Below are 15,953 nucleotides of genomic sequence, written 5' to 3'. Positions count from 1 at the left end.
CTTATTTCTCATCAAACATTTCCAAGCTGAACATTCCTTTTTCATAAATGAAGTTCAGTTTCTTCCCTGGTGTTAGCATATTTTCCAGAATATCTTTTGAAGCTTGGAGAGCAATGGACATTCGATTATACTGTTCTTGCTCCTCTTCCTGCAATGTATCCGAATTTTGACATAAAATTGCTTCCAATTGGTTTTGATAATGGAGTATTTGATTGTAAATAGCCTCATACATCTTTTCCATTTCGTTATTCATTCAAAAAACTCCTTACACATAGGATGATTTCATCTTAGCATATTTTTGCTCCGTTTTTACTATATTTAGAGCAAAAATATATAACTAATCATTATATGGAGCACTCAAATTCGACAAGCCTATAAATTAACGCAAATTAATTTAAAATAATTCATGAAAACAGTTTCAAAATAAATATATATCCTTTAAAATATAAGTAAAGAAATTTTTTTCTACAAAAAATACATTTTATGAAATATTTTTTAGACTTTCCGTATAAAGGAGTTTTTTATAATGAGTTCAACATCCCTATATTTAGGTGTAGACATTGGTACAACAAGTACAAAATCTGTGCTATTTGCGGAAGCTGGCAAAGTATTAAGCATGCATCATGTAGAATATCCATTACATAGCCCTGCACCGGCAATTGCAGAACAGGATCCTGAGCAAATTTTTCAGGCTGTATTAGAAACAATGAAGACTGCTCTAAGAAAAGCCAAAGTGGATGCGAAAAATCTAAAATTAGTATCCTTTAGCTCTGCAATGCATAGTGTTATAGCATTAGGCGAAAATGGAAAACCTTTAACACGCTGTATTACGTGGGCAGATAGCCGTGCTTCTTCTTGGGCAAAAAAAATCAAAGAAGAACATAATGGCTTAGAAATATATCGCAGAACAGGAACGCCAATTCATCCCATGTCTCCTTTAGCCAAATTAACTTGGCTAAGAAATGATCAACCAGACATTTTTACTAAGGCGACTAAATTTATTGGCATTAAAGAATATATATTCTATCGCTTATTTGACGAGTTTGTGATCGATTATTCTATTGCTTCTGCGACTGGAATGTTTAATCTTGAACAGTTAAATTGGGATCAGGAAGCTTTAGAAGTTGCTGGTGTAACTCCTGAGCAGTTGGCGAAGCCGGTTCCTACTACCCATTATTTGACTGGGCTAAAGGATAAATATGCAACGGAACTTGGAATTCCTGCCGAAACTCCATTTGTTGTAGGTGCAAGTGATGGCGTTCTTTCTAATCTTGGAGTAAATGCTATTGACCCTGGTGTTGTTGCAGTGACAATCGGTACAAGCGGTGCGATTCGTACTGTAACCGAAAAACCAATAACAGATCCTAAAGGAAGAATCTTTTGCTATTGCTTAACAGAAGATCACTGGGTAGTTGGTGGTCCTGTAAATAATGGTGGAATGACTTTCCGTTGGGTGCGTGATGAATTGGCCTCTTCGGAAGTGGAAACAGCAAAAAGACTCGGAATTGACCCTTATGAAGTTTTAACAAAGATTGCTTCCCGAGTTACACCTGGTGCTGACGGTTTATTATTCCATCCATATCTTGCTGGAGAAAGAGCGCCTTTATGGAATGCCAATGCAAGAGGTTCCTTCTTTGGACTAGGTTTACATCATAAAAAAGAACATATGGTAAGAGCAGTATTAGAGGGAGTTATCTTAAATCTTTATACGGTTATGTTAGCTTTACAGGAAGTGATTGGAGCACCAAAGCAAATTCAAGCAACAGGTGGATTTGCCCGTTCTGAACTATGGAGACAAATGATGGCAGATATTTTTGATCAAGAAGTAGTCGTTCCAGAAAGCTTTGAAAGCTCTTGTCTTGGGGCCATCGTTTTAGGCATGTATGCACTGGGAGAAATTGATGACTTCTCGATTATGAAACAATTAGTTGGTAGTACACACTCCCATCAGCCACTTCAAGAAAATGTTGATATCTATCAGGATTTAACTGCTATTTATATCCGTATATCTCGAGCATTAGAACAAGAGTATGATGCAATTGCATCGTTTCAGAATAAATGGGTGAAATAAGGATTTCGGCAGCTAGTAGGTAGCTCAGATAATTTGGAGAAAAGGTTACATTATATTCTCCTGTTAAAAGCACGCCAAATGACATGCAAAAACGCTTGGACCCTTTCCAAGCGTTTTTATATTTTTCTATTATCTTTTTGAACAAAAGGGGTGCTATAGTTGAAGAAGAAATTATCTTATTTACTTAATGTTGTTTCTAACTGTTCGTTCCTCACTTCTAATAGATAATTTTTGAAGACATAATCTCTACCGCCCTGTTGTTCATACCATTCTTTAACTCGTTGAACATGTGCTTCGTCACTTCTAACATTATTTTCAATTTCAACGTAATCTTCGTAACTGTCATATTCCCAAATAGCGAATATTTCTGTGGTTGTTTCATCAATTGGAATCATCCATCTTCCTACCAATCGTGCACCATGTTTTAATTGATTAGGTAAATTATTTTCATTAAAATGAGCATTAAAAACTTCAACAAATTCATTGTTAACATAATATTCCGAATATATTGAAGCAAATAAAAAGACGATCTGATTTAAAGCCCGCCTTGTTCAACTCTTGCACCCGTTAACGCAACGAGAAAATAGCTTCTATTAGCTGGTTTAGTTAAAGAAACTTAATTCTTCCATTCTTTTTTGTCAAGGATGTAATGATAATGTAGTTGGTTTTCAATCTCAACATCTCTACTAAGTTGAAAACCGCATCTTTCTATAACTTTATTTGAAGCTATATTTCGTGGTAGTACCACAGCATTCAATTGTTCAACATCAGTGTTTTCAAATAAGTATTTTACTAATCCTTTTACTGCTTGTGTTGTGTACCCTTTATTTCTATAATGTTTAGAAATAGCATAAGCAATTTCTCGATTCGGTTCACTTAGTTCATCTTTTATACCCGTATTACAGAAACCAATAAATTCATCAGTTTCTTTTAGAATAATTCCCAGTTTCAGCCACCTTTCACCAATACTTGGGATATTAGCTAAAAACTCTTTATTATCGGGTATCTCATAATTTGTAACCCAGTCTAATCTTTGTTCTCTTGTCGAACGCCAATCGGGCAAAAATTCATAAACTTCGGATTGTGATGTCAATTCATAAATAGCATCAACATCCTCTTTTCTAAATTCTCTTAATAGTATTTCACCACAGTCTATTGTAAATAAGTTGTCCATATCCATTCCCCCAGCAATTCGATGTGAATAATATTCTTTGATAAGGTAAATAACTCCTTCTTAAACTCTACTACCCCGTTTCTACCATAAGCAAAGTTTCACTTATTACAGGAATGCTGCTCCGTTTGTCACATAGAGTAGTCATCTCCTTGTTTGAGGAAAGGGCACAAAATTTAGTTGAAAGTTTCATCTAGTTTATCTGCATAGAAATTTATAGCTCTTTTATAACTTAGTAACTCTGTGTCATTTGTCGTATTTATTAAACACTTTAGTATTAGTTCCATCGCTTTACTATGTTCTTTTAAATTGTATAAGGTCATGGAATAAAATACTTGAATTGCATGATTTTCTGGGAATAATTCGATTCCTTTTAGAAATACATCTTTTGAATTTTCATATTCTCCTAAGGCTCTATATGTACTACCCAATCCCAATATTGCACCTTCCATATCCTTAGAAGGTAATCCTCCAATCTTTATAGCATTTTCGTAATATGGCACTGCTTTTTCTTCTTCTCCCAATATATCAAAGCTCCAGGCATATTGATAATTATATAAAGCATCCTTTGGAGATTCCCTTACTAATTCACTAAGCACTTGGTTAGATTCTTTGAGATCTCCATTCTTCCGTAAATCTATTGCTTTATTAAGTTTGTTATTCACTTCTTACAACTCCAATACTTCTTTCTTTCACTATGTTACTCTCATAACGCCGTTCCACTATTAATTCTATATGAGTCGCAAAATTCCTTCTTCCACTAACCTGCCCCATTAGTTTAAGTATACTTTTTCACACTTCCTCTTTTGATATGACATTCCAAACAGATAGGAACTCTTCTATTGTCGAATATCTATCTAATTTAACAGCTTTACTTGCTTCTTGATAAAGTACCTGTCCTGCATCCCACTTTGAAATGGATCGGTCAAGTTCTCCACCTAACATCCCAAATGCGATTGCTGCCATGTTAAATACATTTGATTTTCCGTCTATTCTAGCACCTAATTTAAATTCTTCTGGTGGCATGAATCTTGATGAACCCCATATTCGCCCCATTGTATTAGTAAATGGTTTTTTCTTATATAAATCAATATCACAAATCTTTGTAACAATGAAGTTTACCTTCATAATCTAACAACAACTATAGACGGATTTTTTCTATAAAAAAAATCCTTCAGCAAACATACTTGCTAAAGGACTCCGTAATTTATTTTGATTCCACACTATGTCCGCCAAATTCATTTCGTAAAGACGCAACAACTTTACCTGAAAATGTATCTTCATCTAATGAACGATAGCGCATCATTAAAGATAATGCTGTAACTGGCATTGCAGTTTGTAAATCTAATGCTGTTTCCAGCGTCCATTTTCCTTCACCAGAGGAATGCATTACTCCTTTAATACCTTCAAGCTTTGGATCTTTAGAAAAAGCATTTTGTGTTAATTCCATTAACCAAGAACGAATGACAGATCCGTTATTCCAAACCTTTGCCACTCCTTCGTTATCAAAATCATACTCACTTTTTTCTAACAGCTCAAAGCCTTCTGCAATGGATTGCATCATGCCATACTCAATTCCGTTGTGAACCATCTTTAGAAAATGGCCGCTTCCAGATACGCCAGCATACGTATATCCATTTTCCACACATAAATCTTTAAATAGTTCTTCTACTGTATCAAATATTTCTTTATTCCCACCAATCATCATACAAGCGCCATTTCGAGCCCCGTCTACACCGCCACTTGTACCAACATCTAAATAGAAAACGCCAAGTTCTTCTAAATCAAGTCCTCTTCTTTTCGAGTCTTTATAATGAGAATTACCACCATCAATAATAATATCTCCTGTTTCCACATACTTCTTTACTTCGCGCAACACATTTTCTGTCACTTCTCCGGCAGGAACCATTAGCCAAATTACTCTTGGTGTAGGCAGATTTTTCACTAAATCCTCAATTGTATTTACTCCTGTTACATTTTTATGAGAAATTTCTTTTACAGCGCTTTCATTTATATCAAAAGCTGTTACACTATACTTATGATCCACCATATTTAAAGCTAAGTTATAGCCCATTTTTCCTAAACCAATAAGACCGATGTTCATGCGTTACTCTCTCCTTTTGAAAAAAATTTTCTCTCTATTTATTATTATACGAAATTTTTTTTAAAAATAATACCCCTTTACAAAAATTTTTCGAAAAAAAATCTTATAATAAGAAATTTTTTTTCAAGAGACTAATTGTGTTATACTACAACTATATTAATTTGGAAAGGATAGAAGTCTATGGCGCAAAATTGTCTTGGGAAAATTCGTTCCTATTACGCTAGACTAAGTGAAAAAGAAAAAAAAATCGCTGATTATATTCTTGAGAATCCTGAAAAAATCATTCATTCCACCATCAATGAATTAGCAGAAGATCTAGGCGTTGCGGACGCAACGGTTTTTCGGTTCTGTAAGCGGATTGGTTTTAAAGGCTATCAAGCAATGAAAATAGCTTTAGCTTCTGAAGTAATTGAACCGATTCAGCAAATTCATGAGGAAATTAGCGAAAATGATAGTGTCAAAACCGTTACTGAAAAAGTATTTAAATCCAATGTGCGAACACTCGAAAATACATTGGAAATACTCAACGGCCATTCTATTCAAAAAGCAGTTGAATTATTATTACATGCAAAACGAGTAGAGTTTTATGGTACAGGTGGTTCAGCTGTTATTGCAATGGATGCTTTCCATAAATTTGTACGAACTGGAATTAAAGCGTTTTCATTCGTCGACTCTCATTTTCAGCTAATGTCTTCTTCTCAACTATCAGAACAGGACGTCGCTGTCATTATTTCACACTCTGGTACTAACAAAGATACTATTAGCATAATGAAAACAGCTAAAAGTAATGGTGCTAAAACCATTGGAATTACTGGGTATCCCAAATCACCAATCGGTCAGAATTCAGATGTAGCTCTATTCACAAGCTCTGAGGAAACGGAATACCGTTCGGAAGCTTTATCTTCAAGAATTGGTCAACTTAGTTTAATTGATGCATTATATGTAAATGTGATGATTTTAAATAAAAATATTGCAAATCAATCATTAGAAAGAATCAGAAATGCTATATCTGATACAAGAATATAAGGGAACGAACGATTCTTACTACTTCCGTGTTTTAACAAAACCAAAAAGGGAGTTAGTTATGGTAATCCATAATTAGCTCCCTTCATCTATTCAAACTATTATAATATCTCCATATTAATAAAAGGAGTATCAAATTCAAGCTGTCCTTTAATTCTTTTTAAATTCAGTTTTTCTCCCTTCAAAAAGGAATCCAAATCAATGATTAAAGGCATTCTATCACTACCAATCGCAAACCATGCTTTTCTTTCATTAGGGAGATATGCTGCAGTGTGAAGCGTTCCAGACCAAGCATTATACTTATTTGAAAACACCTCTTTATCCTTATCGTTCAATATGCGAAAAGCTTCATACACATTTGAATGACTACCTTGCTGTCCTTCTATTTTCCGCTTTCTTCGTATCGAGTCATCCATTTGATAGCGATTTTCTTCCTTTAAAATTTCAAAATGATTGGTGCTTATATTCGATTTTCTCGCAATGACTGACCTTGGAGTTGCTTCTACCACGTATGCTTCTCCACGCGGATCTAATAATACGTAGCTAAAAGAAGTTCGATGGGGTATTTCCTTTAATAAAGTAATTGCCTCCTCTACATTTGCACATGTTTCTAAGATTATTCGACCAATCATATTACATATAAAACCATCCCCAGAACCCACTCGATTAATAAAGTTATAGCCCATTGCTAGACCTTTTTCATTCATACCATCAATTCTTCCAGTTATTTGCATAGAAGGACCAATAACAGCATAACCCGTATCAGTTGGCTGATAAATCATGTAACGTCCTTCATATGAACCAGGATGACTATCATAGTTTCTAATTAAGTAATGGGATCCTGCTAAGATAGAACAGCCGCTTCTTGCATATTCGACGTAATGGCCACCAAATTCCCTTAATGCATCCTCTAGTTGCCAGTGGAGAGCGTCTGCTAGGCCAGTGATTTCCGCTAGCATTCCCGGAATAAACTTATTAAGAAGCTGGATGGATTCTTTTTCATTTATGGTAAAATAACGTTTCCGCTTTGATGTCCAGTGCTTTATCCGATTAGGCAAAATGGGAGATTCCTTCAATAATTGCCCTTGCATATATCCAAAATCATAATGATTTCCACGAAACTGAATGAAATCACTATATACTTGTTTCATTAACATTTCCCCTTTAATTGCTTCCATATGGAGAGTATAACTATACTATATTTTTAGAGAATGACAAGTAAATTGCTTTTGGTAAATGTTTTCGAAATTTGGAGTGTCCATTGATTATAAACAATAGACGCTCCTAATTTTCTTTAAACTAAGAAGAGGAGGAGACAAAAGTAAATAACCAATCTGTAAAGACGAACTATCTCTAATTTAGCTCTTAAATAAAGGCTAGTTTTTCATACTAGTTATTTATGATTTTAAATATAATCAAATCAATTGTAGAAAAACAACTTGTTCCATTGCGCTACAGACACACGATGCGTCGGAGAGGACGCTGAAAAACTGCAATATAATCATAATTGTTGGTGGCTGACTTTTAAATTCGGGTATTTCATTTGTTTTCCGAGGCGACAGCTCGCTTTCCATGGGGCGAGCGCCACGGAAAGCGAAGTGTATTCAGGCTGCGGGTACTAACAACACAAACAGCTTTTTTACAAGCTAATTAAAAAACCAAACAATCATACGAATTCGTGTAATTGTTTGGTTTTAACTTGGGCTGGAATACTTATGTCCCAGCCTATCCACTATAGGCTTTTCTATTAAACAATTAAATCTAATATTAACACTCCTGCAAATGCGACGAATGATAATACTGTTTCTAGTACTGTCCAAGTTTTAAATGTTTCTTCTACTGTTAACCCAAGGTATTCTTTTACCATCCAGAACCCGGCATCATTTACATGAGAGAACATTAGGGAACCTGCACCTGTTGCGATAACTAATAGCTCCACATTTACTCCTGACATTCCAGCAATGATTGGGGAAACAATTCCTGCAGCTGTCGTTAATGCTACTGTTGCTGAACCTGTAGCTATTCGAATTAATCCAGCAATGAGAAAAGCTAATACTAGTGGTGATAAGGATAAGCTTTCTGACATGGTTCCAATCGTACTCCCTACTCCACTATCAATCAACACTTGTTTGAACGCTCCACCTGCTCCAATGATTAATAAAATCGAACCAACTGGTAAAAAACAATCTTCCGTAAATTTTTTAATACTATTTTTATTCATTCCTTGACGTATACCAAGGAAGTAGAAAGCAAAGAATACAGCAATTAATAACGCTAATAATGGACTACCTAGAAATGCAAGTACATTTCTTACCCCTTCTGAAAAAATCGTCAAATAAGGTGCAGCAGTTCCAATAATCATTAAAATAACAGGTAATAAGATAGACAGAAAAGATACTACAGTACTTGGCAATTTATCTTCTGCTAATGGTTCTGCTGTGATAAGAGAAGATTCTCCCTTCGGAAAAACACGCTTATTAATCCACTTCGCAAATAACGGTCCACCAATGATTCCAGCAGGTAGTGCAATAATCAATGAATATAATAAGACAGTTCCTAAATTAGCATCGAAAATTCCAATTGCAGCAATTGCCCCAGGATGTGGCGGAACAAGTCCATGTACAATAGACAATCCAGCAATACCAGGTAATGCTATCAATAGGATGTTCTTCTTTGTTGCTTTTTGTATAGAGATAACTAGTGGCAATAATATTAAAATACCAACCTCAAAAAATACAGGAATTCCAATAATAAAGCCAGAGAAAAACATCGCCCAAGGTAATTTCTTTTCTCCAAAAACGTTTACAAAAAAGTTAGCAATTCTCAATCCAGCCCCAGATTCTGAAAGCATTTTCCCCAAAATCGTTCCTAATGCTAATATTCCAACTAAGTGACCTAATACGCCACCTACACCAGTCTCATAAGCGCTTACAATCTTATCAAAAGATAATCCTGAAAAAATTGCTAGAAATAAACTCGCAACTGTTAAACTGATAAAAGCGTGCCACTTTAATAGTGAAACTCCTAAAATAACAATTACAATTGATAGTAATGCAATAATTAATAAATAGGCATCCATTTTTGTACCCCTTTTCTCTTACGTTTGAAAGTGTTTTCATTTGATAATCATATTATACGAAAAAATTTTTCTTTTATCAACCCATTATTAAAGAAAATTTTTTATTCTTAAAATCCCTGAAAAATTACGTTTAATACTTATCATTATTTTCACCTTTCCAATTAGGAAGAAGTTTTTCAAAAAATTTCTTTAATTGTAAAACAAATCTACCTTCTATTACGTCTATATATAATGGAGAATCAACTAATAGATTACAAGCAAGGAGCTAGATCAGCATGAAAAGTCTAAAATGGAGTAATTTTTTTATATTCCTTTTTTGCCTCAGCCTATTATTTTTGGGATTCAAATTTTTTGAAGGTGAAAAAAAGAAAGCTGCTGAGCCTCCAGCCAAAAAGCCAGAGGTAAAAATACAATATGATAAGAACTATAAAACCATTGAAATAAATTCGTATGTTAAGGATAAAAAGCACGGGGGGTACTGGACGAGTTATCCTATCCTTCCAGATAAAACGATAACAACCTCGTTGCAGCAGTATATTACAAAGAAGATTATCGAATATGATCAGCATATTCAAAAAGCCAATGTCCCAAAAACACAGGAAACTTCCTTACATATTTCTTACTCGATCACCCATTACAGCAAGCAAACCATCTCTATTCTTTTTGAAACCTATGAATATATAACAGGGACCAACGGAATTTCGAAAAAAGAAAGCTTAACATTCGATTTACAAACACATAAACAGCTTACACTAAAAGAGCTTTTCCAAGAAAACAGCCATTATTTATTTATTCTTTCAAAAATTAGTTATTGTGAATTAATGAAGGATAATGACATAGCAGCTGACAAAGCATTATTAAAAAAAGGCACGGCACCTATAGAAGAAAACTTTCAAAACTTTGCTGTTCTTAATGATTCCATTCTCTTCTATTTTCCTGAAAATCAAGTCGCTGCAGTAGAACTCGGAGTTCAAGAACTAGCTATCAAAAAAGAAATCTTACAGGATAACCTGTTGCCAATCTATCAAGATAAAGAAAAAAATAATAATCAACTTACCGAAACGACTCCTAATAAAATGGCCACAGAATTACCAGATGTAGCGAAAATTGATCCGTCCAAAAAAGTCATCGCCTTAACTTTTGACGATGGACCAAGTAATAAACCAACAAAAAAAATCTTAAACGCTTTAAAGAAAAACAACGGTCATGCAACATTTTTTGTTCTTGGTGAACGTGTTCAATATTACCCTGAAGTCATTCAGCAGACTATCAAAGAAGGGCATGAAATCGGAAACCATTCTTGGGATCATCCCCTTCTAACTAAAATGACAAAGAAAGCAGCCTTAAAAGAGTTTCAGGATACAGATGAATTACTAAAAGAAATAACAGGAATAGAGACCACCCTTATTCGCCCACCATATGGAGCAATCCAAAAGGATTTAAAAAAAGAGCTAGAAAAAGAGATTATTCTTTGGACCATTGATCCAAAAGACTGGAAACAGTCATCGAAAAAGAAAATTGTCGATAAGGTTATAAAAGAATCAAAAGATGAAAGCATCATTCTCATGCATGACATTTATGATAAAAGTGCTGACGCAGCAGTAGAACTCATCGAAAAACTAACGAAGGAAGGGTATCAGCTGGTGACTATTTCACAATTACGGGAAGTGCAAGAAGAGCGGAAAAATAAGTGAGATTTAGAGGTTATAACTATTTATCATTAGAGGATGATAAATAGTTACCATTATTCAAATATATAAATGATACAGATTTAACCTGCTTCATTGTCTCAAAGAATAACCATACGAATATTAGATTTTCTCCGAGAGGCTGGGACAAAACAAAATAGATATTCTGTAAAGACGAACAATCTCTAATTTAGCTCTTAAATAAAGGTTACTTTCATACACTGATTATTTATGTTTTTAAATATAGTCAAGTGTAAAAACTAATTCTTTCCATTGCGCTACAGACACTCGCTTTCCTCTACTTCCCGCAGGAGTCGAGTGTCTTCCGCTCCATTCCACTTCGTTTTTAAAGGCTATTTCCAAAAAAATATTGTTTTTCCAAGAAAAAATAAATTAGTTGGAAGAATGGAGCAGCCTGAATACACGTAGACGCCACGGGGATTAGCGAGACAGTCTGAGACCCTGCAGGCGGAAGCAAAGCAGACCGTGGCTTTAGCGCGAGCCCCACGGAAAGCGAAGTGTATTCAGGCTGCGGGTAATAGCAACAAACTTCATGGAACATCCTTTTTATAAACGAATAAAAAAGCCCAAATGATTATACGAACCTTTCATTGGCATCTTCGTATAATCATTCGGGTTTATTTTAAGCTGGAATACTTATGTCCCAGCCTCTTTTTTATTTACAGTTTTTCAATAACACAAACACCTATTTTATTAAGGACAACCCACTATTTAAGGTAATTTACATATTATAAATCAAAAATTAGGGAGGCAACCTTATGCAACCAACAGTCATTACTGGACTTAATGGAGTAATGTATCAAAACTTTCCTCAGCCAGCATATGGAGCTTGGAATCAACAACTTTTAGGAACTGGCGATAATTATTACTACATGGTAGGAGGACAAATGTTCCAGATTGCTCCAAGACCCCAAGGATCACAAGCATACTATCCATATTTGGGTCCGAATGTTCCTTTGAGTATAAGACAAAGACAGTGGTTTTAATTTTTTGAATGCTCCATCTTCCATAAAGCTTGAAGTTATTTCTATTGTTTGTTTTCCTTATTTCTACGGAGTGTGCTACAAGCCCCGACAAGTCGAGTACACAAGGATGGTTGACGCACTCACTATGCTTTGCGTGAAGCAACAGCCTTACGTTGTAACCAATTAGAGCTTGAATATTTTACGTGACAAAGCATTTTCTTGCCACAACCTTCTATATTCAGTTCTCAATGAACAACTTTTATATGTAAGAAACAGGACAACCGTTCGATTTTTTCAATAAAAAAAGGGCTTCTCTTTATTTTTTCGAGAACCCTTTTTATTAACCATTAATCATAATGACCTGTACTGGGTTCGAACCAGTGACCCCTTGCCTGTCAAGCAAGTGCTCTCCCACTGAGCTAACAAGTCATATTTAGTAATTCTATCTCTCCCTTTATCTTATCATGTCCTTCCCTTATATTCTAGAAAAAAAATAAAAAGTGACGGTCTCCCCATCACTTTTTCACACTTATTGAATTTCTTCAAGCAGCTGCTCTAACTGGTTGGTAATCCTTGTCTCAGAATCTGAATCTAATAAATAGGTTTGTTTATCTTGCTTTGTAATTTGATTATCTGTTACATAAGCCCCAGTTAATATATTTGTAGCACCTAAATTAGCTAAAACTGGTTTCAAGGCATAATCCATCACCAATAAATGGGCATAGCTACCTCCCAGCATTAGCGGTAGCACCGTTTTATTGCGCAGACTCTTTTGTGGCAGTAGATCAAGAAATGTCTTAATAATACCTGAATAAGAAGCCTGAAACACAGGCGATAAGACAATAACTCCATCACTTTGTTCCACTTTTTGTCTCGCTTCTATGATTTCTTGATTCATAAAATCAGCCGTAATCAATGCATTGCTTGGCAATTGATGCACTTGTATGACGTGAACTTCTACTTTCTCTTTTTCAAAAAAGTCTGCAGTATATTGTAGAATACCAGTTAACCTTGAGTCTATTTTATGTCCACCCGCTATGATGGTTACTGTCGTCATTGAAGTCTCCCCTTTTAAAAAAATCTTACATGTAAATAATTGCTTTTTCCTTGTGCAATTATTCTATCATGAATAACAGTTTATGTGCTTAACCCCTGTTTCTAAACAATTGTGTTACATAAATCACTTTCCCTATAAATCAAGTTCACATTTTAGACATACTCTTTTGAACATTTTGTGTATTCATTCACGAAATTATATTTATCTAATGAGTATTTGATATATTTAACTTGTAAATAATAAAAACGAAATATTAGAAAGGATGATTCTTATGTATATAGGGTTTTTAAGAGAAAATAAAATTGCAGCTGGTATTTTAACTATTATTCGTTTATTTCTAGGCTATTCTTGGTTTACTTCTGGATTTGGAAAATTAACTGGCGGTGGATTTGACGCTTCTGGATTTTTAACAAATGCAGTTACAAACCCTGTTAAAGGTCCAGACGGAACAGCAGTATATGGCTGGTATACAAGTTTTGTCGAAGGTTTTGCTTTACCAAATGTAGGTCTATTTAATGTACTCGTCCCAATTGGGGAAGTATTAGTCGGACTTGGGTTAATTTTAGGTTGTTTAACTACAGCTGCAGCATTCTTCGGAGTACTAATGAATTTCTGTTTCTTACTTGCTGGCACAATTTCTCATAATCCAACTGATATACTATTGGGCATGATTATCATGTTTGCTGGAGCAAATGCTGGTTATTATGGTCTAGATCGCTGGGTACTACCCTATGTTAGAAAAGCAATCTTTAAAAAAGAAGAAGATAACGAAGAATTGAATAAAAAACCTCGTTTGACATAATGACGAAAGTGCACTTACTAAAATAGTAAGTGCCTTTCTTTGGTGTTCTATTCGCCATATAAAAATAGTTTATGCTCCTTCAGACTTCTCCGACAATCTATCACTCGTTGGTTTTTACTTCCTTTATAAAGGAGACTTAAATCTCTTTGTTCGATTAGAAACCGGCCATCAACTAAAACGTCTAAATATATACTTAATTCCGCAAAATCTTCTTTAAATTCTGTCACTAGCTCTTCCCATAGAAATCCTGTATAGCACCAAATATTTTTATTATTTTCTTTGCATTTTTTAGCTAATCGTATAAGTTCTCTTATTTGTAGCATTGGCTCTCCACCACTAAAGGTAATATCATTTAATGGATTTCGATTCAATTGACTCATCATTTCGTCCATTGACATCTCGATTCCCCCATCTATTCGCCAGCTCTCTGGATTATGACACCCTCTACAATAATGAGTACACCCAGCAAAAAAAATAGTAGTTCTTAATCCTGGACCATCGACAATACTATCTTCAACTATTGATAATACTCTCAACGATGTTTAACCCTTTCCCGCTCTTCTGCACGCTTAGCTGTATTCCAACGATCAAGTGATCCAACAAGATATCCAGTAATTCTTCGTATCCGTTCAATCTTTGTCTCTTCCTTTTCTCCACACTTAGGACATTCGTTATCAATAATCCCTTTATAGCCACAGCTTATGCAGCGATCCACTGGATGATTAATACTTCCATAGCCAATCCCTGATTCTTTCATTGTCCGAACGATCTTCTCCATCGCATCCATATTTTTACTAGCATCACCATCTAGTTCGACATATGTTATATGACCCGCATTCGTTAAAGAATGAAATGGTGATTCCCGTTTAATTTTTTCATAAATAGATATTGGATAATAGACGGGGATATGAAAACTATTAGTAAAATAATCTCTATCCGTCACTCCTCTAATAATTCCAAACTTCTTTCTAGTTGCCCGTAATGCTTTTCCCGCAAAGGATTCCGCAGGTGTTGCAAGCAGTGAATAGTTCAGCTGATATTTTTCCATTGCTTGATCCGCTTTTTGGCGCATAAACTGAACAATGCGCAAACCAAGCTCATACGCCTTTTCGCTTTCTCCATGGTGAAAACCAAGCAAAGAAACTAAACACTCTGCTAAACCAACAAACCCAATCGATAATGTTCCTTGCTTTAAAAGTTCATCTAGTTGAGCATCCATCTGTAGTTCTTCTCCACCTTGCCAAACTCCTTGTCCATATAAAAATTTAAAATTTGCTACTTTTTTCTTTCCTTGGTAATGATATCTTTCTAGCAGTTGATCAGTAACCAAGTCTATCGTTTCATTCAATTTATAAAAAAACGATTCTATAGTATTGGACTCTAAAGCAAGTAAAGGAAGATTAATACTTGTAAAAGATAAATTCCCCCTTCCAATCGTTTGTTCCCTTCCATGGATATTTCCCATTACTCTTGTTCGACACCCCATTGTTGCCACTTCTGAATGAGGAGTACCGTCATAATATGCTAAATTAAAAGGTGCATCGATAAAAACAAAGTTAGGAAACAATCTTTTACTTGTTGTCTCGATGGCTAAGTGAAATAAATCATAATTTGGATCTTCTTTTTGATAATTTATTCCATCCTTCACTTTAAATACGATGATCGGGAAAATTGCCGTTTCTCCAGCACCAAGACCTGCTTGTGTTGCTAATAGCAAGTTCTTTGTTAACATCCTTCCCTCCCGCGATAGATCTGTCCCTAAATTTACCGAAACAAATGGAGTCTGCCCCCCACCTCTTGAATAGTGATAGGTAACATTTTGAAGTTATCACCATGTTTTCCCCCACTCTACACCGTACGTGAACCTTTCAGCTCATACGGCGTGCCATCGAAATAGTTAAATCAAAAATTTACTAAAAGGTAATGTTGTAATTTCCCACTAGCTTTCGGAGTTCGTTAATCTTTTTTTCTT

Annotated in this window: 14 protein-coding genes, 1 tRNA gene and 2 pseudogenes; 5 read left to right on the top strand and 12 right to left on the bottom strand. The window is 35.0% G+C overall.

Annotated features, from left to right (window positions below; translation table 11 throughout):
• Nucleotide 1: 1 nt before the first annotated feature.
• On the bottom strand, nt 2-253 hold the full coding sequence (locus tag AB3U99_RS06935; RefSeq protein WP_400246581.1) for a hypothetical protein: 252 nt from the start codon (nt 251-253) through the stop codon (nt 2-4).
• Between the two features lie 273 nt (nt 254-526).
• Here AB3U99_RS06935 and gntK point away from each other — a divergent pair, with 273 nt between their 5' ends.
• Nucleotides 527-2,071 carry a gluconokinase gene (gene gntK, locus AB3U99_RS06930; protein ID WP_400246580.1) on the top strand — a complete coding sequence of 515 codons (1,545 nt, stop codon included), beginning with the start codon at nt 527-529 and terminating at the stop codon, nt 2,069-2,071.
• 176 nt (nt 2,072-2,247) lie between these two features.
• Here the strand turns inward: gntK and AB3U99_RS06925 are convergent, their stop codons facing one another.
• The 5 genes and pseudogenes from AB3U99_RS06925 to gnd all read right to left on the bottom strand — a co-directional run bounded on the left by AB3U99_RS06925 (nt 2,248) and on the right by gnd (nt 5,346).
• Entirely contained in the window at nt 2,248-2,580 is a 333-nt protein-coding gene (locus tag AB3U99_RS06925; protein ID WP_400247977.1) for an NIPSNAP family protein, read from the bottom strand.
• Nucleotides 2,581-2,687: 107 nt separating this feature from the next.
• Entirely contained in the window at nt 2,688-3,245 is a 558-nt protein-coding gene (locus tag AB3U99_RS06920; RefSeq protein WP_400246579.1) for a GNAT family N-acetyltransferase, read from the bottom strand.
• Nucleotides 3,246-3,418: 173 nt separating this feature from the next.
• A complete protein-coding gene (locus AB3U99_RS06915; RefSeq protein ID WP_400246578.1) occupies nt 3,419-3,907 on the bottom strand; it encodes a tetratricopeptide repeat protein in 489 nt (162 codons plus the stop codon).
• Nucleotides 3,908-4,034: 127 nt separating this feature from the next.
• Nucleotides 4,035-4,349 (bottom strand): annotated as a pseudogene (locus AB3U99_RS06910) (serine/threonine protein kinase); the annotation flags it as partial.
• Nucleotides 4,350-4,449: 100 nt separating this feature from the next.
• Entirely contained in the window at nt 4,450-5,346 is an 897-nt protein-coding gene (gene gnd, locus AB3U99_RS06905) for a phosphogluconate dehydrogenase (NAD(+)-dependent, decarboxylating) (protein ID WP_400246577.1), read from the bottom strand.
• A 180-nt stretch (nt 5,347-5,526) separates the two neighbouring features.
• Between gnd and AB3U99_RS06900 the strand changes: the two genes are divergently transcribed.
• A complete protein-coding gene (locus tag AB3U99_RS06900) occupies nt 5,527-6,372 on the top strand; it encodes a MurR/RpiR family transcriptional regulator (protein ID WP_284561050.1) in 846 nt (281 codons plus the stop codon).
• A 98-nt stretch (nt 6,373-6,470) separates the two neighbouring features.
• Here the strand turns inward: AB3U99_RS06900 and AB3U99_RS06895 are convergent, their stop codons facing one another.
• Together AB3U99_RS06895 and AB3U99_RS06890 are read right to left on the bottom strand one after the other, a co-directional pair.
• A complete protein-coding gene (locus tag AB3U99_RS06895) occupies nt 6,471-7,520 on the bottom strand; it encodes a C45 family autoproteolytic acyltransferase/hydolase (RefSeq protein WP_400246576.1) in 1,050 nt (349 codons plus the stop codon).
• Between the two features lie 596 nt (nt 7,521-8,116).
• Nucleotides 8,117-9,448, bottom strand: coding sequence for a gluconate:H+ symporter (locus AB3U99_RS06890; RefSeq protein WP_400246575.1), 1,332 nt, complete (start codon nt 9,446-9,448; stop codon nt 8,117-8,119).
• A gap of 275 nt (nt 9,449-9,723) precedes the next feature.
• Between AB3U99_RS06890 and AB3U99_RS06885 the strand changes: the two genes are divergently transcribed.
• A complete protein-coding gene (locus AB3U99_RS06885) occupies nt 9,724-11,142 on the top strand; it encodes a polysaccharide deacetylase family protein (protein ID WP_400246574.1) in 1,419 nt (472 codons plus the stop codon).
• Nucleotides 11,143-11,915: 773 nt separating this feature from the next.
• Nucleotides 11,916-12,143, top strand: a complete 228-nt coding sequence (locus AB3U99_RS06880) for a hypothetical protein (protein WP_400246573.1) — start codon at nt 11,916-11,918, stop codon at nt 12,141-12,143.
• Nucleotides 12,144-12,479: 336 nt separating this feature from the next.
• Here the strand turns inward: AB3U99_RS06880 and AB3U99_RS06875 are convergent.
• Both AB3U99_RS06875 and ssuE read right to left on the bottom strand, forming a co-directional pair.
• A tRNA-Val gene (locus AB3U99_RS06875) sits at nt 12,480-12,551 on the bottom strand.
• A 100-nt stretch (nt 12,552-12,651) separates the two neighbouring features.
• On the bottom strand, nt 12,652-13,179 hold the full coding sequence (ssuE, locus tag AB3U99_RS06870) for an NADPH-dependent FMN reductase (protein ID WP_400246572.1): 528 nt from the start codon (nt 13,177-13,179) through the stop codon (nt 12,652-12,654).
• A 271-nt stretch (nt 13,180-13,450) separates the two neighbouring features.
• Between ssuE and AB3U99_RS06865 the strand changes: the two genes are divergently transcribed.
• Nucleotides 13,451-13,981: a DoxX family protein gene (locus AB3U99_RS06865; RefSeq protein ID WP_400246571.1), complete on the top strand. Its 531-nt coding sequence runs from the start codon at nt 13,451-13,453 to the stop codon at nt 13,979-13,981.
• Between the two features lie 47 nt (nt 13,982-14,028).
• On the opposite strand, the gene nrdG is transcribed toward AB3U99_RS06865, so the two are convergent.
• Both nrdG and nrdD read right to left on the bottom strand, forming a co-directional pair.
• Nucleotides 14,029-14,517, bottom strand: coding sequence for an anaerobic ribonucleoside-triphosphate reductase activating protein (gene nrdG / locus AB3U99_RS06860; protein ID WP_400246570.1), 489 nt, complete (start codon nt 14,515-14,517; stop codon nt 14,029-14,031).
• Nucleotides 14,514-15,806 (bottom strand): annotated as a pseudogene (gene nrdD / locus AB3U99_RS06855) (anaerobic ribonucleoside-triphosphate reductase); the annotation flags it as partial. The pseudogene nrdD and the gene nrdG, both read right to left, overlap by 4 nt.
• Between the last annotated feature and the right edge of the window lie 147 nt (nt 15,807-15,953).

Source organism: Niallia tiangongensis, assembly GCF_044704065.1.
GTDB classification, from domain to species: domain Bacteria; phylum Bacillota; class Bacilli; order Bacillales; family Cytobacillaceae; genus Niallia; species Niallia tiangongensis.
This window is presented reverse-complemented; position numbering and strand designations above follow the sequence as displayed.

Bases quoted from the DNA above. Each gene is read 5' to 3' on its own strand.
- AB3U99_RS06900 (WP_284561050.1), top strand. From the start codon at position 5,527: ATGGCGCAAAATTGTCTTGGGAAAATTCGTTCCTATTACGCTAGACTA.
- AB3U99_RS06885 (WP_400246574.1), top strand. From the start codon at position 9,724: ATGAAAAGTCTAAAATGGAGTAATTTTTTTATATTCCTTTTTTGCCTC.
- AB3U99_RS06895 (WP_400246576.1), bottom strand. From the start codon at position 7,520: ATGAAACAAGTATATAGTGATTTCATTCAGTTTCGTGGAAATCATTAT.
- gnd (WP_400246577.1), bottom strand. From the start codon at position 5,346: ATGAACATCGGTCTTATTGGTTTAGGAAAAATGGGCTATAACTTAGCT.
- ssuE (WP_400246572.1), bottom strand. From the start codon at position 13,179: ATGACGACAGTAACCATCATAGCGGGTGGACATAAAATAGACTCAAGG.
- AB3U99_RS06880 (WP_400246573.1), top strand. From the start codon at position 11,916: ATGCAACCAACAGTCATTACTGGACTTAATGGAGTAATGTATCAAAAC.
- AB3U99_RS06865 (WP_400246571.1), top strand. From the start codon at position 13,451: ATGTATATAGGGTTTTTAAGAGAAAATAAAATTGCAGCTGGTATTTTA.
- AB3U99_RS06890 (WP_400246575.1), bottom strand. From the start codon at position 9,448: ATGGATGCCTATTTATTAATTATTGCATTACTATCAATTGTAATTGTT.
- gntK (WP_400246580.1), top strand. From the start codon at position 527: ATGAGTTCAACATCCCTATATTTAGGTGTAGACATTGGTACAACAAGT.
- AB3U99_RS06935 (WP_400246581.1), bottom strand. From the start codon at position 253: ATGAATAACGAAATGGAAAAGATGTATGAGGCTATTTACAATCAAATA.
- AB3U99_RS06920 (WP_400246579.1), bottom strand. From the start codon at position 3,245: ATGGACAACTTATTTACAATAGACTGTGGTGAAATACTATTAAGAGAA.